The organism is Roseibium sp. (genome assembly GCF_965233565.1).
Lineage (GTDB): Bacteria > Pseudomonadota > Alphaproteobacteria > Rhizobiales > Stappiaceae > Roseibium.
Window position 1 is genome coordinate 4559688 of record NZ_OZ247494.1, and the last position, 20480, is coordinate 4580167.

General features: G+C 60.7%; 18 protein-coding genes and 1 tRNA gene. 13 read left to right on the forward strand and 6 right to left on the reverse strand.

What is annotated here, in order from left to right; translation table 11 throughout:
• Positions 1-126: 126 nt before the first annotated feature.
• From ACO6TG_RS20805 to ACO6TG_RS20825, 5 genes are all read left to right on the forward strand, one after another.
• Positions 127-513: a phasin gene (locus ACO6TG_RS20805; protein WP_422374959.1), complete on the forward strand. Its 387-nt coding sequence runs from the start codon at positions 127-129 to the stop codon at positions 511-513.
• Positions 514-886: 373 nt separating this feature from the next.
• Positions 887-1408 (forward strand): phasin, encoded by a 522-nt coding sequence (locus ACO6TG_RS20810; protein ID WP_422374960.1) that lies wholly within the window; start codon positions 887-889, stop codon positions 1406-1408.
• Positions 1409-1594: 186 nt separating this feature from the next.
• Positions 1595-1671 (forward strand) — tRNA-His (locus ACO6TG_RS20815).
• A gap of 264 nt (positions 1672-1935) precedes the next feature.
• Complete coding sequence (locus ACO6TG_RS20820) at positions 1936-3135, forward strand: SH3 domain-containing protein (protein ID WP_422374961.1); 1200 nt, start codon at positions 1936-1938, stop codon at positions 3133-3135.
• 115 nt (positions 3136-3250) lie between these two features.
• Positions 3251-3739, forward strand: a complete 489-nt coding sequence (locus ACO6TG_RS20825) for a hypothetical protein (protein WP_422374962.1) — start codon at positions 3251-3253, stop codon at positions 3737-3739.
• Between the two features lie 25 nt (positions 3740-3764).
• Here the strand turns inward: ACO6TG_RS20825 and ACO6TG_RS20830 are convergent, their stop codons facing one another.
• The 3 genes from ACO6TG_RS20830 to ACO6TG_RS20840 form a co-directional block, all read right to left on the reverse strand.
• On the reverse strand, positions 3765-4070 hold the full coding sequence (locus ACO6TG_RS20830; RefSeq protein WP_422374963.1) for a GNAT family N-acetyltransferase: 306 nt from the start codon (positions 4068-4070) through the stop codon (positions 3765-3767).
• 220 nt (positions 4071-4290) lie between these two features.
• On the reverse strand, positions 4291-4995 hold the full coding sequence (locus ACO6TG_RS20835) for a pirin family protein (protein ID WP_422374964.1): 705 nt from the start codon (positions 4993-4995) through the stop codon (positions 4291-4293).
• A gap of 127 nt (positions 4996-5122) precedes the next feature.
• Positions 5123-5689, reverse strand: coding sequence for a DUF3291 domain-containing protein (locus tag ACO6TG_RS20840; RefSeq protein WP_422374965.1), 567 nt, complete (start codon positions 5687-5689; stop codon positions 5123-5125).
• Positions 5690-5862: 173 nt separating this feature from the next.
• On the opposite strand from ACO6TG_RS20840, the gene ACO6TG_RS20845 reads away from it, so the two are divergent.
• From ACO6TG_RS20845 to ACO6TG_RS20855, 3 genes are all read left to right on the forward strand, one after another.
• A complete protein-coding gene (locus ACO6TG_RS20845) occupies positions 5863-6690 on the forward strand; it encodes a sulfite exporter TauE/SafE family protein (RefSeq protein ID WP_094074992.1) in 828 nt (275 codons plus the stop codon).
• A 141-nt stretch (positions 6691-6831) separates the two neighbouring features.
• Positions 6832-7533: an AzlC family ABC transporter permease gene (locus ACO6TG_RS20850; RefSeq protein ID WP_422374966.1), complete on the forward strand. Its 702-nt coding sequence runs from the start codon at positions 6832-6834 to the stop codon at positions 7531-7533.
• On the forward strand, positions 7526-7846 hold the full coding sequence (locus ACO6TG_RS20855; protein WP_094074019.1) for an AzlD family protein: 321 nt from the start codon (positions 7526-7528) through the stop codon (positions 7844-7846). The genes ACO6TG_RS20850 and ACO6TG_RS20855 overlap by 8 nt, the downstream gene beginning before the upstream one ends.
• Here the strand turns inward: ACO6TG_RS20855 and ACO6TG_RS20860 are convergent.
• Positions 7841-9388 carry an AAA family ATPase gene (locus tag ACO6TG_RS20860; RefSeq protein ID WP_422374967.1) on the reverse strand — a complete coding sequence of 516 codons (1548 nt, stop codon included), beginning with the start codon at positions 9386-9388 and terminating at the stop codon, positions 7841-7843. The two genes, ACO6TG_RS20855 and ACO6TG_RS20860, sit on opposite strands and share 6 nt — an antisense overlap.
• Positions 9389-9527: 139 nt before the next feature.
• Between ACO6TG_RS20860 and ACO6TG_RS20865 the strand changes: the two genes are divergently transcribed.
• Complete coding sequence (locus tag ACO6TG_RS20865) at positions 9528-9908, forward strand: hypothetical protein (RefSeq protein WP_094074994.1); 381 nt, start codon at positions 9528-9530, stop codon at positions 9906-9908.
• Between the two features lie 368 nt (positions 9909-10276).
• Positions 10277-11941, forward strand: a complete 1665-nt coding sequence (locus ACO6TG_RS20870) for a thiamine pyrophosphate-binding protein (protein WP_422374968.1) — start codon at positions 10277-10279, stop codon at positions 11939-11941.
• Positions 11942-12120: 179 nt separating this feature from the next.
• On the opposite strand, the gene ACO6TG_RS20875 is transcribed toward ACO6TG_RS20870, so the two are convergent.
• Both ACO6TG_RS20875 and ACO6TG_RS20880 read right to left on the reverse strand, forming a co-directional pair.
• Complete coding sequence (locus ACO6TG_RS20875; RefSeq protein ID WP_422374969.1) at positions 12121-14850, reverse strand: bifunctional acetate--CoA ligase family protein/GNAT family N-acetyltransferase; 2730 nt, start codon at positions 14848-14850, stop codon at positions 12121-12123.
• A 119-nt stretch (positions 14851-14969) separates the two neighbouring features.
• A complete protein-coding gene (locus tag ACO6TG_RS20880) occupies positions 14970-15803 on the reverse strand; it encodes a universal stress protein (RefSeq protein WP_422374970.1) in 834 nt (277 codons plus the stop codon).
• 125 nt (positions 15804-15928) lie between these two features.
• On the opposite strand from ACO6TG_RS20880, the gene ACO6TG_RS20885 reads away from it, so the two are divergent.
• The 3 genes from ACO6TG_RS20885 (at position 15929) to ACO6TG_RS20895 (ending at position 20419) form a co-directional block, all read left to right on the forward strand.
• Positions 15929-17734, forward strand: a complete 1806-nt coding sequence (locus tag ACO6TG_RS20885) for a sensor histidine kinase (RefSeq protein WP_422374971.1) — start codon at positions 15929-15931, stop codon at positions 17732-17734.
• Complete coding sequence (locus ACO6TG_RS20890) at positions 17731-19128, forward strand: sigma-54-dependent transcriptional regulator (RefSeq protein WP_422374972.1); 1398 nt, start codon at positions 17731-17733, stop codon at positions 19126-19128. The genes ACO6TG_RS20885 and ACO6TG_RS20890 overlap by 4 nt, the downstream gene beginning before the upstream one ends.
• Positions 19129-19402: 274 nt before the next feature.
• Positions 19403-20419 (forward strand): C4-dicarboxylate TRAP transporter substrate-binding protein, encoded by a 1017-nt coding sequence (locus ACO6TG_RS20895; protein ID WP_094074023.1) that lies wholly within the window; start codon positions 19403-19405, stop codon positions 20417-20419.
• The last annotated feature ends 61 nt before the right edge of the window (positions 20420-20480 follow it).

The following is a 20480-nucleotide window of genomic DNA, read 5'->3' on the forward strand; positions in this document are numbered from 1 at the left end:
CGTGAAGGCGTGGTTAATCTGTCTGGTCAGGTTTGCCGGATTGCCATCTGCATGTTACGAATTTTTGGCAAGGAAGGAATTCAGGAATACCGCCTGATACCTTTCGTCGACCCGAGGAGCGCCGACATGAGCACAGACAAGACTGGTTTCGAAGTCCCCGAACAGATGCGTGATTTTGCCGAAAAGAGCGTCGATCAGGCCCGCAAGGCCTTTGACGACTTCATGGGCGCAACCCACAAGGCCGTCAGCAATGTTGAAGACAGCGCGTCTGCCGTGCAGGCCAGCGCAGCCGACGTCAACAAAAAAGCGCTGACTTATGCCGAAGAACATGTCAACGCGGCTTTCAAATTCGCTCAGGAGCTGGTCAAGGCCGGCAATGTGGAAGACATGATGAAGCTGCAACAGGACTATCTGCGCAGCCAGATGGAATCCCTTGGCGAGCAGACGCGCGAGTTTTCCAACACGGCGACCAAGGCCGTTCAGGACGCCACCAAGGCAGTGCAGAACAAATAAGCGGTTGCGGGGCGGTGCGGGATCCATTGGTCCCGCATCCTTACGTATTGTATCGCATTGCAATATGCGTGTTTTGGTTGTATTTCTTGCATTGAAACTACCCACATGCCCGTTGTTTCTTTCTGAGATGGATGGCCGGTCCCAAGGCTGAGACACCACTTGTGCAACGTCGGCACGCGGCCAGCTGACCTGTCAGGTTCGGAAAGTCCAGCATTCCCCTTCGGAAATTTTATTGTGCAGCGCAAAAAAATGTTGCAATGCAACAAGAGCTGCACTATGTAGGGGATGCGGATGACGACAGGGTCCGCCGGCAGACAGTTCGGCGGAGACAAAATTCACCAGTGATCGCATCCGGCCTCAAGGAGATGAGATCATGACTGACACCACCACTGCATCGGCCAAATCGGCCCCGAAAACCCGGACCACCAAAGCCAAAGCCGCTCCGGCAGCTGCTGGGGTTGCTTTCCCGGACTTTGAAGCATTTGCAATGCCGAACATGGAAGTTCCGGCTGTCTTCCGTGAAGCCACGGAAAAAGGCATCGAGAACGCTCGTGAAGCCTACGCCAAGGTCAAGACCGCTGCTGAAGACGCGACCGACCTGATGGAAGACACTTTCGAAACGTCCCGCCAGGGCGTTGTCGAGTTCAACCACAAGGCTGTCGACGCTGCCAAGGCCAACGCTGACGCTGCTTTCACCTTCATCAAGGACATCATGTCCGTGAAGAGCCTGGCCGAAGCCATCGAACTGCAGTCCACGTTCGCACGTAGCCAGTTCGACGCTCTCAGCACCCAGAGCAAGGAAATGCAGGAACTGGCCACCAAGCTGGGCACCGACGTTTCCGCTCCGGTCAAGGAAGCCATGGAAAAGTCCTTCAAGGACCTGAAGGTCAACTAATCTGAGTTTCGCCGCACTTTTGCGGCAGACGGATTGAATGCCCGGGGCACGGCCCCGGGCATTTGCTTTTCAACAGGCTGAATTTTCCGAAAATTCACGCTTGCCGGTTACGCTAAATGGCGTTAGAAGACGCCCTTGCAAATGGCGCCCCGGACAGGTAATGTCCGCGCCACTTTGACGACCTTAGCAGACGTAGCTCAGTTGGTTAGAGCGTCGGATTGTGGCTCCGAAGGTCGGTGGTTCGAATCCACTCGTCTGTACCATTCCTGCATTCAAAGCCCAAAATTCAAAACCTTGTTAATACGCAAGACACTCTTGCGACCTTTGTTACATGCAAAGGTTTGGGGCTCGAATATCATTACTCGGAAAAGTGCTTCTTGAACGAATCTGGCACCGTGCTTGTTGCCCGATCGCCTCAAGACTTGAAACGTTGATACCGGCTTGCGTGAAGCCGGGTTGCAATAGCTCATGCTGCTCGAATACAGTGAATTGCGGTGTCAATAAATTGTACCTGAGTGTGATTGCCCATGACCGTCCGGCTTCTCATCATGATGTTGGTCACCATCTTTCCTTCTGTGACGAATGCCGAGCTCAGCTACATTTCAGGTGAAGGTGACGATGGTCTGAGGTTTGTTGTCGTTGAAGGGACTTTCACTCCCAGAGATGATCTGTCCGACTTCGAGAAAACCATCCGCTCTTTCAGGCCCAAAGTGATCGGTTTTGACAGTGAGGGCGGAAACATATTCAAGGCAATGGAGCTTGGTCGGATAATCAGACGGCACGGTCTGGCGACGATCCAACTGCGCAAGCTTGAATGTGCGTCCGCCTGTGCCTTGGCGTTCATGGGAGGCAGGTCACGATATGCCGAACCGGGTTCTATCGGGGTGCACAAGTCATCGTTCTCGCCAACAGCGCCTTTCAACAAGGAAGAAGCCGTCTCAGCTGTTCAGGACGTAACTGCAGACATCATCGGTTACATGGTGGAGATGGGAGTGAAACCCGCTCTCTTGCAGCTCGCGTTCAGGACGGAAGCGAATGACATAAGGTATCTCTCCGGGCAGGAAATGGTCGACTATGGGGTTACCCTTACTGAGGGAGGCACGGAAACGGCTGCGCTCACCGCCCCTTCAGGCCAATTCAAACCCAGTCTTCCTCCTCCTCCAGCCGCGTCGACAAGTCCGAGCTATGTTGAGCCGAGCGGGACGACCGTCCCAATCGCCCGCTCTGGGCGTGTCCGACACCCCAAGGGCTCTGTCCTGTTGAAAGCAGCACCCAGCGCGAAAGCTCATAGCCTGCGTCGCTTTAGCAATGGAGTTGCTGTGCAAATCACTGATGAGGAGGATCGCTGGTATCGCGTGAAGGCATTGGGCCTGACCGGGTACATGCACCACACGTGGATACGAGTTGATCAATTCGATGCCACGCCGGGTGAACTCCGGCTCATTCAGATCAAGAGCTTCGACAACATTCAAGAGGCGGTGGGCTACGCATTAGCGAGAGATCTTCCCTTGTCTGTCTACCTTGCGACCAACGGATGGTACGCCGTGACAATTGCCAAGCCGTTCGACAAAAAGCAGGCCCTCTATTTCACCAAGGGGCTGAAACGAGAAGGGGCTATCCCGAGTGACAGCTTCGTCACCCTGGGGAACACCTACGTGATGAAGGTCTGCTGTGGGACAAGTTCATTGCAGGGTGGCGCCTCAAGTGCTTCCGGTTACGGCCGTTAGTTGGATGCTGAAAAACAAGTTGATGTGTGGCGTTTCCTGCTGCCGATGAATTGTTTGCGTCCTTGGACTCAGGCTGAATGGCCCTGAACGTCGTTGAGCTTCAAAGGAGCACACAATGTCCTATACTGATCGACCGGGTTTGGGGGCGCGTCTGTTGCGTCTGCCGGGCCAGTTGCTCCTGGCGCTGGTCAATGCCACCGCTCTGTTGGTGATTGTCGCCTGCGTGCTGGTGATTGTCGTTCTCAACCGGGTCGATACCGCAGGTGAACGCATTGCCGGGACCGTGACCGACGCAGCGCTGGCGCGACTGGAGGTTTCGCCGGCTGAGTTCAAAACGCGCCTGGAAACGCTCGACAGCCGGATTACAGGGCTCTCGGAACAGTTGAAAAATCCGGATCTTTCCGATCACTGGGAAGTTAGCCAACAGCTGAAAGACCTGAACGGCAACCTGGCGCAGATCAGGCTGGCTGCCGAAGGTCTGAGTGCTGTCGGTCCGGATGTCACGACGACAGCATTCGAACAGGCCGGCAAGCTGCTGACCGGCAGCCTGTTCGCCCTGAGGGGCTGCGAGGTGCCGCAACCGGTCGACGGCCCGTCCAGCTGACAGGCCGCCGGCCGACGCAAGCACTCTACCCCTGGAAGACGTCCGCCCATTCAGGGTGTTTCTGAGACTGCGCCTTCACATAAGGACAGAGCGGGATGATCCTGACCTGTTTCCTGCGTGCGTCCGCCACCAGTCTTTCCACCAGGACCTTGCCGACGCCCATGCCGCGCATGCTGTCGGGTGCGCCGGTGTGGTCGGCGATGATCAGATGATCGTTGACGATGGAGAAGGTCAGCTCTGCCGGGTCGGTCACCCCGTCCAGCCTGGCAACGTATCGGCCCTTGGCGCCGTCCTGTTCCAGGGTGATCGACGGGGACGGTGTATCGGACATGGGAAAGTCTTCCTGTCAATTGATGGGTCCTGGCCCTGGTGTTTTACGGGCACGGGGCGGGCCCGGTTCAACATCGTCATCCTGAGGAGGACCGTCAGGTCCGTCTCGAAGGACGGGCAACAAGCTGAAGAGCAAGCATCCGATCCTTCGTGACGCCGCTCCTCAGGATGACGTCGATGAGGAAGCCGGGCGCCTGGGTTTCCAGGCGCCAGCCTTTTTCCTAGGCCTCCAGGTCGAACAGCAGGAATTCCGCGTTTTCCCGGGCGGCGAGCGAGATGGCGCCGGCGTCCAGCAGGCCAAGCCCGTCCCCGGCGGAGAGCTGCTGGTTGTTGACGCTGAGCTTGCCTTTCACGATCTGCAGCCAGACCTTGCGGCCCGGTCTGATGTCATAGGCAAGGCTCTTGTCGGCGCCGAGCAGCGAGGCATAGAGATCGACATCCTGATGGATGACAACCGAGCCGTTGCGGCCATCGCGTGAACCGATCAGGCGCAGGGCGTTCTGCCGCTCGTCTTCGGCAAACGCCTTTTGCTCATAGCTTGGCTGAAGCCCGTCCTGTTCCGGCACGATCCAGATCTGCAGGAAGTGAACCGGCTCCGTGTCGGAGTGGTTGTACTCGCTGTGACGGACGCCGGTGCCGGCACTCATGCGCTGCAGTTCACCCGGGCGGATCACCGAGCCGGTTCCGATGGAATCCTTGTGCTCCAGCCCGCCGGAGACAACATAGGAAATGATCTCCATGTTCTGGTGCGGGTGGGTCGGGAAACCTGCGCTCGGCGCGACCCGGTCCTCGTTGATGACGCGCAGGGCACCGAAGCCGATGTAGTTCGGGTCGAAATAGGAGCCGAAGGAGAAGGTGTGCTTGCTTTTCAGCCAGCCAAAATCGGCATCGCCGCGAGCTTCGGAGGGACGCAGTATCTGGTTCATGGTTCAATCCTTTCCCAATTCGGTGGCACGGAGACGTCCATGCGCTGTTGGGTTTAAGATTGGCGCGACCAAGTTGATTTACAATTCCGTCAAAATTTGACGATTAGTCATCGATTTTTGAACAATCCTATTGAACAGACTTGGGGGCCTCCGCGGTAAGCCTGTTCCGCTCCGCAATCTGGCGGGCGGTGTTGCCATTGGCTGTCACAGCGTTCCCGGCAGGATCAAAAGCGACCTTGAACGTGAAGGCGTGCGGCGACGGGCCTTCGTCGCCAAGAAGTTCAAAGCGGTCAACGGCTTCGTCCCAGTCCGGCCGATGGTTCTCCGGCACCCACCACAGGACATAGGCCGGATAATCCGTGTGGTCCTGCATGAAGTCGGGCCCCTTTTTCAGGATCTCCGCATGTGGTCCCCGGTAGATAGCGGCAAGGGCCGTTTCAAGGTCCTGCCAGAGAGAGATGATTGAGGGCGCCCAGCCGTCACCGTTGTCCTGCCAGTATCTCGGATAGACCTGCTCGCCCCAGCTGTCCGGTCCGGGTTCGTCCTCGTAGCCGGACCGCGCAATGAAGCCCTCCGAACGTTCCATCGCCGCCCAGACACCCGGCTCCGACGTGTGAAAGATCTCGACATCGGGATGGTCCGCACGGGTGCGGAACTGTCCGAACACGTAAACCGCAAGCCAGTGGCCGCTCATTCTCGCTCCCCTCCCAGAAACGTCAGCAAGACTGTGTCGGTATTTGCCGCCGAGTTCAAGATGAAGGCCCGTGAGAAAACAGATTGTCCGACAAGCCGGCTGGCATTTTTCCCCAGCCTGGTCTAAGCGCAGGGAACACCGCCGCCAAGAGCGGCACGATTGAGGAGACGCGCGTGGAAGATCTCAGCCTATTCTCCCTCGGCCTTCTGGCGGCGGCCTTGCTGGCAACCGGCGTGGTGGCAGGGATTATTGCCGGCCTGCTCGGCGTTGGCGGCGGCATCGTCATCGTGCCGGTGCTCTACTACATGTTCACCGCGCTGAAGATCGATCCGGCCGTCCTGATGCATGTGGCTGTCGGCACGTCGCTGGCAACGATCCTGGCAACCGGAACCTCATCCGCTCGCTCGCACTACAAACGCGGCAGTGTCGACATGGATCTGCTGAAACGCTGGTGGTGGGCGATTGCCATTGGCGTGATTGCCGGTGCGACCCTTGCCGGCAACATCTCCGGCGGTGCGCTGACGCTTGTCTTCGGTGTCGTGGCGCTGGCCGTCGCGGCCAACATGCTGTTCCGGAGGGACGGATCGCATCTGGCCGAGAAGCTGCCCGGCTCGCCCGTGAAGGAAGTGCTCGGTTTCCTGATTGGCGGCATTTCCGTAATGATGGGCATTGGTGGCGGCACGCTCGGTGTGCCGACGCTCACGCTGTTCAACTATCCGATCCGCAAGGCTGTTGGCACGGCGGCCGCGATCGGCCTGATCATCGCCGTTCCGGGCACGCTGATGTCGATCTGGTTCGGGCTCGGTGCCGAAGGTCTGCCACCCCTGTCCCTCGGCTATGTCAACATCATCGGCTTTCTGCTGATCATCCCGGCTTCGACCCTGGCAGCGCCGCTTGGCGCGAAAATCGCCCATACGATCGACCCGTCCAAGCTGAAACTGGTGTTTGCGCTGTTCCTCGGCTTTACGGGCCTGCGCATGATCTATGGTGTGCTGGTCTGAGATTTCAGGACGGCTGTGCGACCGGAACAGCGTCGCTGATAGGTGGATCAAAAGGTTTTATTGGTGCGGGGCCGATCAATCAGCGATACTCGCCGTTCTTGACAAGGTGCACATGAATGCACCCGAAACCCTTGGAATGAAATGCTGAAGAAGAATGTCACCATCAGCCTTGAGGGCTGTGTGCGGGGGGCCGCGCTTTGCTTTCCGGCGGCTCCCGGGATCATCGCGCTCAGCGTGGTGTTCGGCACGGTTGCCGCACAGAAGGGCCTGACCTTTCTGGAAACGATCATGATCAATTCGCTGGTCTTTGCCGGTGCCAGCCAGTTCGTGGCCATGGAAGTGTATGGCAGCCCGCTGACCTGGGGGCTGGTGATCGCCATGATCGGCGTGACGGCCGCGGTCAACATGCGCATGCTTCTCATCGGCGCGAGCCTTCGGCCCTGGCTCGGTCAGGTGCCGGCCTGGCAGACCTATCCGGCGCTGTTCTTCCTCACCGATCTCAACTGGCTGCTGGCAATTTCCGAATATGAAAAAGGCACGCGAGACTGGGGTGTCTATCTTGGCGGCGGCCTGTTCTGCTGGTCGATCTGGTCGCTGTCGGTGGTGCCCGGCTATTTTGCCGGCAGCCTGATTTCCGATCCGAAGGCTTTCGGCCTCGATGTGGTTCTGCCCGCGTTCTTCGCGGCGCTCCTGGTGCCGCTCTGGAAGGGAAACCGCCAGACCTACAGCTGGTTGGTTGCCGGTGGCGTCGCCTGTCTGACCTGGTATCTGGTGGGCGGTTACTGGAGCATTTTCACCGGTGCCGTTGCCGGTGCAGTTGCGGGAGCTTATCTGGATGACTGAGGGGCTCTTCACTGCCGATGCAATGTTCGTGACCGCGGTATTCGGCATGGTCGCCGTCACGTATGCGCTCCGCGCAGGCGGCTACTGGGTCATGGGGCGCCTGCCGATCACCCCCCGTGTGCGGCGCGGACTTGAGGCATTGCCGGGCGCAATCATCGTCTCCACCATCCTGCCGATCGTCTTGCAGGGCGGCCTGGCCGTGGTGTTGTGCCTGGTGGTGGCAATTGCCGCTCAGGTCCGGCTCCGCAAGGAATATGTCGCCGTATTCTGCGCGGTCGTGGCGGCCGCCGCCCTGCGGGCCGCAGGGCTATAGGGACAAGCTGCCGTGGGCGCGTGCGTGCGTGGTCGCCCTGTCGGAACTGGCATCGATTTCTGTCCAGCTCATCCTGCCGGTCTCGTAGCCCTGCTGGATGTCGACCACCTCTTCGGTGGCATCGGACGCGTCGTCGGTACGGGCAGCGATCCGCGCCTTCAGCACCTTGGCTGGCGCGGAGAGCCACAGCCCGGTAAACCCGGCCTCGACCCTGGCGGCCACCTTCGCAATGTGATCGCGCTCGGTTTCAGCGGCAAAAACAGCATCGAAAATGGCGGAATGACCGGCGGCCAGAACGGTCTGCACGGCATCGTCCAGAGCCTGATAGACACGTTGCGACGCCTCCAGCGAATAGGCCTCGGGCGGAGCCTGTTCCGTCTCTGAAATGTTGAGAAGACGCTTGCGCATGACATCGGTCCGCAGGACGCGGGCGCCGGGTGCCCGGCCGATCTCGGGCGCCAGCGCATAGGCAAGTGTCGTCTTGCCGGTGCCGGAAAGGCCGCCGATTGCCAGCAGCTGCGGCCGGGACGGCTCCAGAAATGCAAGCGCATAGCGGAAATAGGCCTTGGCCTGGTCCTGCTGCGCCTGTTTCTGCTGCGGGTCGGATTGCGCCAGGGCGGCGCTGGCCGCGATCTTGGAGCGGATCGCCGCGCGCATCATCAAGTAGAAGGGCAGGGCGGCCAGGCCCTCCGGGTGCGTATCGAGCCGGGTCTTGTCCAGGTAACGGTTGAACACCCTGTTGGCAGACCCGGGTTGGCCGCGTTCCCAGAGATCCATCAGCAGGAAGGCAAGATCGTAAAGCACATCGCCCGTGGCGATGGCATCGGAAAACTCGACCGCGTCAAAGAGAACAGGCACCCCTTCGATCAGGACGATGTTGCGCAGATGGGCATCGCCGTGACAGCGGCGGACAAGGCCCTGCTCGCCCCGCCGCAGAATGAGTTCGTGGATCGACGACAATACGCGTCGCGACTGCTCGCTCAGGTGGCGCACGTCTTCGGCGGGAAACAGTTCGGGATGTTCGTGGAAGGCGGCTTCGTTCTGGTCGACATAGCTGGCCAATTCACTGTAGAAACCTGCGCCGTCCCGCAAGGGAGCTGCGTCATGAGCCGCCACCATCATGTCGGCCAGTTCGTCCGACAGGGTGTCCTGGAAAGGTCCCTTCGACGCCAGGACGTCGAGTTCGTTCCGCCGTTCGAAACGGTTCATCTCCACCACCCACTCGATCGGTTCGCCGGTCCCGTCCAGTGAAAGCGATCCGTCGTCAGCCCGCGTGACCGGCAGGGCCTGACGGTAGATCCGGGGCGCATTGGGCTTGTTGCAGGTGATTTCGGCCTTGCAGGCGTCTTCTCTCAGGGCAAGCGTCGAATAATCGAGAAACGGATAACGGATCGCCCGCTTGACCTTGTAGGCTCTGGAACCGACCAGAAAAACGATGTTGGCGTGGGTATCGATCCGCTTGATGGCGGGGCGCTCCGGATCGTCGGACGGCAAGCTGCTGAGAAACGCGAGTGCTTCGTCCTGGGAATGCGCCTGATCCATGTTCCGTCCTTTTCCTGCCACCTCGCCAACATGCCCCATGGACCCAGCCAACTGTTTGATCCTGCTCAATGTGCGGCAACGCGGGTGTGGCACATATTTGGTCTCAAAGCCAAACGGGAAAATGACAAAGGAGGGCTTTATGAGCGACCATCCGGGTTTGAAGAAGATCAGGCTGAACCTGGCCAGGACCAAGGACTATCCGCAAGGCTCGGCCCGCCACGGTTACGAGTTTACCGCGCCGTTGGACGAGACAGGCCATATCGACGCGGGGCTCTGGAAAAAGGAGCGCGATCATTGCCGCGTCCGCCGTTTCTGGGGCGATGAAGTTGAGGAAATCGGTCACCTGATTCACCGGCCGGGCGGTTCCTGGGCGTTCCACTATGACATTGACGGCGATGACGACGACGAGGCGGGCTACCGCTTCGGCACGCACGCCTTCAATCCGGGAGAGTATGTCTCCATCAAGGACGAAGACGGCGACCTGCACACGTTTCAGGTCGTGACGGTCCAGTCGATCTGACGACCGTCAGACACTTTTGTTTCCAGAGGATTGGGCGCCGGGAAACCGGTGCCCTTTCTTTTTGCAGAGGAGCGCTTGGCCGCGGAAAGACGGGGGCAGTTGATAGCCCCTTCAAGACACATCTGCGTAGCCCGCCAGGATGAAACTGAAGGAATGATCGGCGCCAGGTCTTGCCAGACACACCGTCTCATCTTGAGGAGCCCGGCAGCGCCGGGCGTCTCGAAGGATAGGTCACAATCTCCAGGGAAAGCATTTCTTCCTTCCATTCTGGAATGATCTCATTGCCAATTAATCTGATTTTGGCCTCTGACAGGCTCATCTTTCATACGCTATAGAATGATCAGGCATTATTGAGCGGGAATTTGACCATGGCTGAGAAGACCGGCGGCGCGTTGCTGGTGGAGGCGCTGGAGCGCCACGGTGCGGAACGGGTGTTCTGCGTGCCCGGAGAAAGCTATCTGGCCGTGCTGGATGCGCTTTACGACGCCGATATTCCAGTCACGGTCTGCCGCCAGGAAGGTGGCGCGGCGATGATGGCCGACACCTATGGCAAGCTGACCGGAAAACCTGGCATCTGCATGGTCACACGCGGGCCGGGCGCAACAAACGCGTCGGCCGGTGTTCACATCGCGGCCCAGGATTCCACGCCGATGATCCTGTTTATCGGCCAGATCGAACGCGGCATGCGCGAGCGCGAGGCCTTCCAGGAGGTCGACTATCGTCAGATGTTCGGCGGTATCGCCAAATGGGTGGCCGAGATCGATCACTCGGACCGCGTGCCGGAGTTCCTCTCGCGCGCCTATCATGTCGCCACGTCCGGCCGTCCCGGTCCTGTCGTGCTGGCGCTGCCGGAAGACATGCTGGTTGAAACGGCTGACATTGCGCAGCCGCCGGCCTGGCAACAGGTCGAAACCCATCCCGGGCTGACCCAGATGGCAGATCTGCAAAAGCGCCTCTGGGCGGCCGAGCGGCCGATTGCGATCCTGGGCGGCAGCCGCTGGTCGGAAGATGCCGTTGCAGCCTTTACCCGCTTTGCCGAGCGTTTCGACTTGCCGGTGGCCTGTTCCTTCCGCCGCCAGATGCTGTTTGACAACCTGCATGAGAATTATGCCGGTGACGTCGGCATTGGCATCAACCCGAAGCTGCTGGCGCGCGTCAAGGCGTCCGACCTGATCCTGCTGGTCGGGGGGCGGCTCTCGGAAATGCCGAGCCAGTCCTATTCGCTGCTCGACATCCCGGCACCGGCACAACAGCTGGTTCATGTGCATCCGGACGCGGAAGAATTGGGACGGGTCTATCGTCCTTCACTCGCGATCCACGCCAGCCCGACAGCCTTCTGCAAGGCGGCAGAAGGTCTTCAGCCTCCGGCTGAGCTGAAAGGCGCAGGGGAGGCCGCAAAGGCCCATCGAGACTATCTCGACTGGTCCGGCGCCCGGCCTGAAACACCGGGCGCCTTGCAGATGGCTGGGGTCATGGACTGGCTGGAGAGCAATCTCGCCGACGACACGATCTGCACCAATGGTGCCGGCAATTACGCCACCTGGCTGCACCGCTTCCACCGGTTCCGCCGCTATGGCACCCAGGCCGCGCCGACCTCCGGCTCCATGGGCTATGGCCTGCCGGCGGCCGTTGCGGCAAAGCTCGCCTTTCCGGAGCGCGAAGTGGTCTGTTTTGCCGGCGACGGTTGCCTGCAGATGACCATGCAGGAATTCGGCACGGCCTGTCAGGACGGAGCCAACATCATCGTGCTGGTGATCGACAACGGCATGTATGGAACGATCCGCATGCATCAGGAGCGGACCTATCCGGGCCGTCCGTCGGCCACCAAACTGTCCAATCCAGACTTCGCAGCCCTGGCCAGAAGCTATGGGGCGTTTGGCGAAACGATCGAGACCACCGATCAGTTCGGCCCGGCGTTCGAACGCGCCCGCGCCTCCGGCCTGCCGGCAATGCTGCATCTGAAGATCGACCCGGAAGCGATCACACCGGCGGCAAGCCTCAGCCAGATCCGGGCAGCGGCGGAAGCGAAGTAAGCGCACGTCGGGCATCTCGAATTGTCATCCCGGTTTGGCGCGTCAGCGGCAAGACCGGGACACAGTATTCCATGTCGCAGTGACTAGGTACGAAGCCCTGGGACGGTGGTTACCGGGTCCCGGATCTCCGCATCACTGCGCCCGGGATGACAATCGAGAACTGGCGGCTGCCCAAGCCCTCACGCCTCTTCCGGCACGTCCTTCACCGGCAGCGTCACCAGAGCAATGCCCGGATCGTCCGATGAGGTGCCCACGGTAAATCCGAGCGCCTGGCACATGGAAATCATCGAGGTGTTTTCCTTCAGCACTTCACCCTTGATGGTCTCAATCCCGTCCGCCTTGGCATAGCGAATAATCAGCTTCATCAGCGCCCAGCCGAGGCCGAAACCTTTCAGGTCGGACCGGACCATCACCGCATATTCACCGGTCTGGTGGTCCGGGTCCGCATGCAGCCGGACGACGCCGAGCAACTTGCCGTCCTGCGGATCAATTGCGGCAAAGGCGATGGCGCGGGCATAGTCGAGTTGCGTCAGGCGGGCCAGGAAACGATGGCTGAAATCGCGCACGGGCGCAAAGAACCTGAGGCGGAGGTCTTCCGGTGTGACGGCTTCAAAAAAGGCCTTGAAGAGGTCTTCGTCCTCCGGCCGGACCGGCCGGACAAAAACGTCCCGGTCCCCCTTCAAGGTCAGGGTCTGTTCCCATTCCTGCGGGTAGGGGGCAATGGCAAGGCGCGACGCACCGGTCCGCCCCGGCCGCTTTTCCGGATGACACAGCGTCATGCGCGCATCCAGCGCGATCAGACCGGAGGGCAGCGACACCATCGGATTGATGTCCAGCTCCTGGATTTCCGGAATATCGATGGTGATCTGCGAAAGCTTGACCAGCGCCGCACCAAGGGCTGCCTTGTCGAGGGCGGGCCGTGCCGGTCCTCCCTCAAGCAGACGCGCAACCCGCGTGCGGCCGATCATGGCTTCGGCCAGATTGAGATCGAGCGGCGGCAGTTCCAGCGCGATATCGATATTCTCCTCGATCGATGTGCCGCCATGGCCGAAGACAAGCACCGGGCCGAATTCCCGCGTTTCCGCCAGGCCCATGTAAAGTTCCATGCCGTGCCGGTCTTCCAGCATCGGGTGAATGGAGATGCCGGCGATGCGTGCCTCCGGGAACGCGCGGCCGGTCTTTTCGATCAGTTCTGCGGCGGCGTGCCGAACCGCGTCCGGGCTTTCCAGTCCAAGCCGGACGCCATCGATATGGGACTTGAAGGGAAGGTCAGGCGAGATGAGTTTGGCGACACAATGGCCGGTTTCTTCAAAAAAGCGTCTGGAGAGCTCTGCGGCACTATCCGGTGTCTCGGCCATTTCGGTGGCCATGATCGGCAGGTCATAGGCCGTCAGAACCGACACGACCTCAGGAGGGCTGAGCCACGTGCGGCCTTCTTCCAGGGCGGCCTCGACAACCGCCCTGGCAGCCTGCACATCCGGTGTGAAACTGCTTGGCAGGCTCGGGGGAACAGCCATCAGGAATTCGCGGGCCTGGGCGTCATGGGCCAGGTGCATCAGGCTGCGCGCAGCCTCCGCCGGGCTGGCATAATTCGGTATTCTGGAATCCGACAAGGCCGCCCGGACCGCGCCGTCACCGCCGATCAGCCCGGCCACGAGAGCCTTGCGCCGGCCGGTCCGGCGGCGGTCGGCCGTCGCCGCGTCGCTGATCGCCTTTGCGATGGCCTGCAGCGGCTGGAACGCACTGGCGGCCTGAAGCACGATTGCACCATCCACCTGAGGATCCTTGAGGACTGTGGTGATCGCGTCGGTGATGTTTTCCGGCGTGACGCTTTCCTTGAGGATCACGGAGCCGCTGGCAGCCGGCGTGCCGTCGAGATCGGCATAGGCCCGGCTGATATCGGAAAGCGCCGAACGCGTCTCCTCGCCAAGGTCGGCAAACTTCCCGCCAAGATCCAGCATCCGGTCAACGGCAAGGCTGGCGAGACTGCGGCCGTTGGCGACCACGGCGAGGTTCTCACATCGTGGCACGCGGATGTGCGACAAGGTTTCGAGCGCTTCGAACATTTCATCCAGATCGTGTACCCGCAACAGACCGGTTCTCCGGAACACGGTCTCATAGACGGGGTCCGTTCGTGCCAGGCGCCCGGCATGGGTGCGGCCGGTGCCGCCGGTATCGCGGCTCTTTCCCGAGCGGATCACGATTACAGGCTTGCTGCGGGCGGCGGCACGGGCCGCGGAGATGAATTTCCGCGGCACCGCGATGCCTTCCAGGTGCAGTACAATGGCGCGTGTGCGGTAGTCCTGCGCGAAATAGTCGATCAGGTCGCCGATATCGACATCCATGCGCGCGCCAAGTGAAACGACTGCCGAAAAGCCTGTCCGGTGGGCCTTCGCCCAGGACAAGGTGGCATTGAGAACAGCGCCGGATCGGGAAATGAAGGCGACTTCGCCCTTTTCCGGAGCCTCGGCACTCAAAAGTGCGTTGAGACGCCGTGCGGGCACCGCCAGGCCAAGAGTGCCCGGTCCGATCAGGCGAAGATTTGACGTTTGCGCTGCCTCCCGGCAGGCCTGCATCAGCTCTTCCGGCCAGGTCTCGTAGCCGGGGGAGGGGATCAGGACGGCCTTGGTGCCGCCTGCCGCCAGTTTGGCGATGGTCTCCGGTGCGGCCTCGGCTGTTGCCAGATAGATTGCGAGATCGGGACACGCCTCCAAGGCGTCGACGCTGCGGACACTCTTGCCGTGAAACGGCACATCTTCGTCGATCCCGACCAGGGTGACGGGGTGGCCGGCTTCGATTTCCTGCAGGCAGGCAACGAGCTTTTGGGTGAGAACGCCCGGATGCCGGCAGGGGCCGATGACGGCGATGGATCCAGGTTCGAAAAAACCTTCCAGATTGCGAATGGTCACCTGTGCAGTCCTTTATCGGGCGCCGGAAAGATGGAGACCGGCATCGCAAGATGAAAACAGAAAACCCGCGGACCCGATTGTGTCAGGTCCGCGGGTCTTTTGCACTGCAAAATTTTAGATCAGTGCGCCATCAGAACCGGTACCGTCATGGCTTCCAGGATTTCCCGCGTTGCGCCGCCGAACAGAAATTCACGCATGCGGCTGTGGCCATAGCCGCCCATGACCACAAGGTCATTGCTGTTGTCGCTGACATGGTTGAGCACCGTGTCGGCAATACCGGCCTGCGGATTGGTGACCACTTCGATCGTGACATTCATGTTGTGGCGGGCGAGATAATTCGCGACATCTGCGCCGGGCTGGCCGTTTTCCGTGGTCGCCTTTTTCTCGATCACCAGAAGCGTGATTTTTTCCGCCTTTTCCAGAACCGGCAGGGCCGCGTGGATCGCGCGCGTCGCTGTTGAACTGCCGTCCCAGCCGACCAGCACGTTCTGAGGCTGGAAGGTCTTGCTGCCGATATAGGGGATCAGCAACACCGGCACGCCGCTCTCGAACAGGATCGTTTCGATCAGCAGTTCCCGCATGGGCTCAGGCTTGTCCGGATTGGCCTGCCCGATAACGACAAGGTCCGTCGGTCGGCAATGCACCAGAACGTTCTCCAGCGGGCCGCCGGTCAGGATCTCCGCCACGCGGCTTTCGTTTTTCACGGCTGCCAGACGGGCCAGTTCGTCAAATTCCTTTTTTGCCTCGTTGGCTGCCGCGACAGCCTGCTCATGCGCGGCCTGGAGATAGTCCACGGGCATCGGAGCGGCGGCAAAGGCGGGCACAACCGGCTCGAAAGAGACCGCAAGCCCCGTAACATGCGCGTCGTAGTTGCGGCCGAATTCCAGAGCATATTTGGCGGCCGGCTGATCTCCTGCCAGATCCAGAATGGTCAAAACATCTTTGATAGGCATCATTCCCTCCTGTGGCCGGTAGCGGTTCGTCGAACCGGCCTTGTCAAAAATCTAGAGGACGGATGGCGCCACAGTCCTTGACGCGTATCAAACCTCTGAGCACCCGGGTGGCGGGAAACGAAAAAATGCGCAATATGGGCAGCATGTCGAGACGTTGGCTCTTTCTGGCTCTACCGCCATTTTTGCTTGTGGTGGCAGGCTTTGTGCTGGTTCAGCTCTTTCTGGAGCTGGATGAGGACGCGATTGACCGCAAGGCGGCCGAACGTCTGACGCTCTATCGCCAGACAATCCTCGGCGAATATCAGAAGTATCGCTATCTTCCCTACATGATCGCCCGGGATCCCCGCGCGACCTCCGCGTTGGGTTTGGGACAGCCGGTGGAGAGCGCCAACCGGTTCCTGGAAGAAATGGCGCTGAACTCGGGCGTAGAATTGCTCTACGTCATGAACTCGGAAGGCACCACGCTTGCAGCCAGCAACTGGCGTGAAGAGCTTTCGCTGGTGGGGCGCAATTACGGCTTCCGACCCTATTTTAAATCCGCGATCCAGGGGGAGGAAGGCAGTTTCTTTGCCATCGGGGCAACATCCGACGAGCCCGGTCTGTTTCTGGCACGGCCGACGCCGGTCTCCGGCGCGCCGATCGGCGTGGCCGTTGTCAAGGTCGACATGGGGCCACTGGAAGAGGCCTGGTCGGAAGGCGGTGAAACCGTGTTTGCGTCTGATGCCAATGGTGTGATCTTCTTGTCGAGCCAGCCGGACTGGCGCTACAGGACGCTGTTTGAACTGCCGGACGAGGTGCGCGACACCATCGAGGCCACCCGGCAATATGCGGGCCGTGAGCTCAATCCGGTCAGCGATCAGTCCTTGCGCGCCCATCAGCAGATCAGCATCGATGGCAAGGCCTTCCGGCACAATGCGGCCGAGGTTGGCCTTTTGGGATGGCAGCTTCATTTTCTGGTGCCGGTGGAAGAGGCGCGCAGGAGCGTGTTGCCGATCTGGGCAGTGACGATCACGCTCTGCCTGATTTACGCGGTCATCGTGCTTGTGCTGCGCGGCCGCAGGCTTCGCAAGGCTTCGGCCTTGCTGCGCCAGGAATCGGCCGGACTGAAGGAGTTGAACACGCGGCTTGTGGAGGAAATCCAGGAAAGGCGCCGCGTGGAACGGGAGCTCCTGGAAGCACAGCGGGGGCTTGCCCGTTCCAGCCGCCTGGCGGCCGTTGGCGAAATGTCGGCTGCAGTGGTGCACGAACTCAGCCAGCCGCTGTCTGCGCTGCGCATGTTTGTCGCCGGAACACGCAAGTTTCTGGAGAAGGGGGACACATCGACAGCCGCTGAAAACCTGGACGAGATCGACAGCCTGCAGATGCGCATGGCGAGCCTGACGCAGGAACTGAAACGTTTTGCCCGTCCGGGCGAAAGCCGGATCGAGAAGATCGACTTGAGGGAAAGCGTGCGGGTCGCGGAAAAGATTGTACGGCCGCGCTTCGAGGAAACAGACGTGATGCTCGATCTCGACCTGCCCGAGGAGCCGCTTGAAGCCGAAACCGCACCGCTTCGGATCGAGCAGATCCTGGTGAACCTGTTGCGCAATGGTGCCGATGCGGCGGCTGGCGAGGAACAAGGTGTGGTTACGCTGTGCGCCCAACAAAGGGACGGGCAGGTAATCATGCAGATTTCCGACAATGGCCCCGGTATTCCGGAAGATCTGCGCGAACGGATTTTCGATCCTTTTTTCTCCACCAAGGCCAGTTCCGGTGGCATGGGGCTCGGTCTTGCGATCTCCATCCGGCTCGCCGAGGATCTGGGTGGTGACTTGTCAGTGCGCGCGAATGCGCCTAAGGGAGCGCTGTTCGAACTTCATGTGCCGGCGCTGACGGATGACGCTGCCGGCGGCGACCTGTTGCCAGAGGCAAAACCCGAAGCTGCCGAATGACAGAAACCTCCGATCCCGTTCCCGTCCTGATCGTTGACGATGATCCGTCCATGCGCGCGGCACTGCGGCAATGGATCCGGCTGGCCGGGTTTGAAACCCGCGAGGTGGCAACCGCCGATCAGGCCATCGCACAGTTGCGCCCGGGCTTTGAAGGCTGCGTTGTGACCGACGTCATGCTGGAAGGCGAGGACGGCATGTCCCTGTTGCGCCGGATCAAGGATCTCGACGCCGACCTTCCCGTCGTCCTCATCACCGGCCATGGCGACGTGCCGATGGCTGTGGATGCCATGCGGGCCGGCGCCTATGATTTTGTCGAAAAGCCGTTCGATCCCGATCACATTGCTGAAGTCGTACGCAGGGCCTGCGACAAGCGGACCCTGATCCTGGAAAACCGGTCCTTGCGAACGCAGCTGGAAGAAAGCGCGGGCCTGGAAAGCAGACTGATCGGGGCAAGTCCGGCGATGCAGGCACTGCGCCAGCAGATCCTGCATTTCGCCAGAACAGATGCTGCCGTCCTGATCACCGGTGAGACGGGCACCGGCAAGGAGGTCATTGCCCAGGCGCTGCACGACTTCTCACCCCGGCAGGGGGGCCCCTTCATGGCGATCAATGCCGCGGCCTTGCCGGAAGCGATGGTTGAAGCTGAACTGTTCGGGCATGAAGCGGGCGCGTTTACCGGCGCGGATCGCCAGCGTACCGGCCGGATAGAAGCCGCCAGCGGTGGTGTCCTGTTCCTGGACGAGATCGTGTCGATGCCGCTCGCATTGCAGCCCAAACTGCTGCGGGTTCTTCAGGAAAAGAAGATCGACCGGATCGGCGGCACAAAGCCGGTGGAGGTCGATATCCGCCTGATCAGCGCCGCCAATATCGAGCCCGCAGAGGCGGTTCAGTCGGGACGTCTGCGAGAGGATTTGCTGTTTCGCCTCAACACGATCGAACTGCGCGTGCCGCCGCTGCGCGAACGGGGACGGGATGCTCTGCTCTTGTTCGACACGTTTTTGAACCGTTTTGCCGTTCAATACGCCCTGGAAGCACCGGTGACCAGCGCCCGCGACGAAGCCTTCCTGCAGACCTATTCCTGGCCGGGCAATGTCCGCGAGCTGCGCAATGCCGCGGAACGGTTCGTGCTCAACGCACCTGTCAGCCCGCAGCCTCTGGAAACGCTGGTGACGGGTCAGCGCGATCCATCCGCGGCACTTGCCGGTGGCGGGTTGAAGGAACTCATGGACGCCTATGAGCGCAATCTGATCGAAGGAGCGCTTCGCCGGCATGGCGGCCGGATTTCAGATGTCATGAACGAGCTGAACCTGCCGCGCCGGACGCTCAACGAAAAGATGACCCGCCTTGGATTGAGCCGTGAGCAGGTGGGCCAGTCGGACGCCGCGGAGAGCTGAGCTTCCTCGGGGCCCGGTGACGCGTTTCGGCGAAAATCCGCCGACCGGACGGGGGTATAGGCAAGATCTTGCCGAGGTGCGGTGCAGCATCTTGAGAACCTTGCTCGGAAAGACCCGAGAATCCTTCAATGAAGTGTTGTCAACGTGACTTGGCACGGGTCATGCTACAGGCTCATCGACTTGGTCCGGGCCTGTGGCGCGGGGAGCACGCAGGGTGAGTGACCAAGGAAATGAGCAGGGCCCGCGATGGCCTGAAATGATCTGGGAGGATTGCATGCTCTTTTCACTCAAGTCCGCGACCGCTGTTTCCGCGTTCGCGCTGACCGCCATTTTCGCCACTGAAACCCTTGCTGCTGACGTCACCTGGAACGTGTCGCTCTGGGGCAAGCGCCGTGCTTTCACCGAGCATGTCGAAAAGCTGGCTCAGGAAGTCTCCGACAAGACCGGCGGCAAGTTCGAAATCAAGCTGCACTACGGCGGCGCGCTGTCCAAGTCTCGCGAGAATCTCGACGGCATTTCCTTCGGCGCGTTTGAAATGGCCCAGTTCTGTGCCTCTTACCACGCCGACAAGAACCCGACCCTGACCGTTCTGGAACTTCCGTTCCTCGGTGTTTCCGATCTGGAAACCGAAGTGAAGGTCTCCAAGGCACTCTATGACCATCCGGCTGTTCAGAAAGACCTCGGCCGCTGGAACGCCAAGCTGCTGATGCCGTCTCCGATGCCGCAGTACAACTTCGCCGGCAAGGGCGAAGTCCCGGGCTCCGTTTCCGACTTTGACGGTATGCGCGTGCGCGCACTGGGCGGCCTTGGCAAGCTGATGGAAGCCGCCGGCGCCGTGCCGACTTCCGTGACCGCGTCCGAAACCTACCAGGCCATCGACAGCGGCACCGTCCAGGCAGCCGGTTTTGCACCGCATGCCCACCTGTCCTTCAAGGTGGTGGAAGTTGCCGACTGGTGGACCAAGAATCTCAACCCGGGCACCGTGCATTGCCCGGTTGTCGTGAATGTCGACGCCTACAACGCCCTGCCGGATGACTTCAAGGCAGCGCTTGACGAGTCGGTCGATCCGGCAATCGCGCATTACCTCGACACCTACGCCAAGGTCTACGACAAGTGGTGGCCGGAGCTGGAAGCCCGCGGCATCACCCAGGTCGAGTTCTCCGATGACGAACTGGCCGCCTTTGCTGAAAAAGCCGGCCCGATCCATGACGCCTGGATCGAAGAGCAGACCGCCAACGGCTTGCCGGCCCAGGAACTGCTCGACATGGTCAAGAAGACCATCGCCGAATAAGCCGTCCGGCTTGACGTTACTGCCTTTCGGCGCCGGAGCCCACCCGGTGCCGAAGGGCCCT

Coding starts and splice junctions, on each gene's coding strand:
- ACO6TG_RS20805 (WP_422374959.1), top strand. CDS start 127: ATGAGCACAGACAAGACTGGTTTCGAAGTCCCCGAACAGATGCGTGAT.
- ACO6TG_RS20810 (WP_422374960.1), top strand. CDS start 887: ATGACTGACACCACCACTGCATCGGCCAAATCGGCCCCGAAAACCCGG.
- ACO6TG_RS20820 (WP_422374961.1), top strand. CDS start 1,936: ATGACCGTCCGGCTTCTCATCATGATGTTGGTCACCATCTTTCCTTCT.
- ACO6TG_RS20825 (WP_422374962.1), top strand. CDS start 3,251: ATGTCCTATACTGATCGACCGGGTTTGGGGGCGCGTCTGTTGCGTCTG.
- ACO6TG_RS20830 (WP_422374963.1), bottom strand. CDS start 4,070: ATGTCCGATACACCGTCCCCGTCGATCACCCTGGAACAGGACGGCGCC.
- ACO6TG_RS20835 (WP_422374964.1), bottom strand. CDS start 4,995: ATGAACCAGATACTGCGTCCCTCCGAAGCTCGCGGCGATGCCGATTTT.
- ACO6TG_RS20840 (WP_422374965.1), bottom strand. CDS start 5,689: ATGAGCGGCCACTGGCTTGCGGTTTACGTGTTCGGACAGTTCCGCACC.
- ACO6TG_RS20850 (WP_422374966.1), top strand. CDS start 6,832: ATGCTGAAGAAGAATGTCACCATCAGCCTTGAGGGCTGTGTGCGGGGG.
- ACO6TG_RS20855 (WP_094074019.1), top strand. CDS start 7,526: ATGACTGAGGGGCTCTTCACTGCCGATGCAATGTTCGTGACCGCGGTA.
- ACO6TG_RS20860 (WP_422374967.1), bottom strand. CDS start 9,388: ATGGATCAGGCGCATTCCCAGGACGAAGCACTCGCGTTTCTCAGCAGC.
- ACO6TG_RS20865 (WP_094074994.1), top strand. CDS start 9,528: ATGAGCGACCATCCGGGTTTGAAGAAGATCAGGCTGAACCTGGCCAGG.
- ACO6TG_RS20870 (WP_422374968.1), top strand. CDS start 10,277: ATGGCTGAGAAGACCGGCGGCGCGTTGCTGGTGGAGGCGCTGGAGCGC.
- ACO6TG_RS20880 (WP_422374970.1), bottom strand. CDS start 15,803: ATGCCTATCAAAGATGTTTTGACCATTCTGGATCTGGCAGGAGATCAG.
- ACO6TG_RS20885 (WP_422374971.1), top strand. CDS start 15,929: ATGCGCAATATGGGCAGCATGTCGAGACGTTGGCTCTTTCTGGCTCTA.
- ACO6TG_RS20890 (WP_422374972.1), top strand. CDS start 17,731: ATGACAGAAACCTCCGATCCCGTTCCCGTCCTGATCGTTGACGATGAT.
- ACO6TG_RS20895 (WP_094074023.1), top strand. CDS start 19,403: ATGCTCTTTTCACTCAAGTCCGCGACCGCTGTTTCCGCGTTCGCGCTG.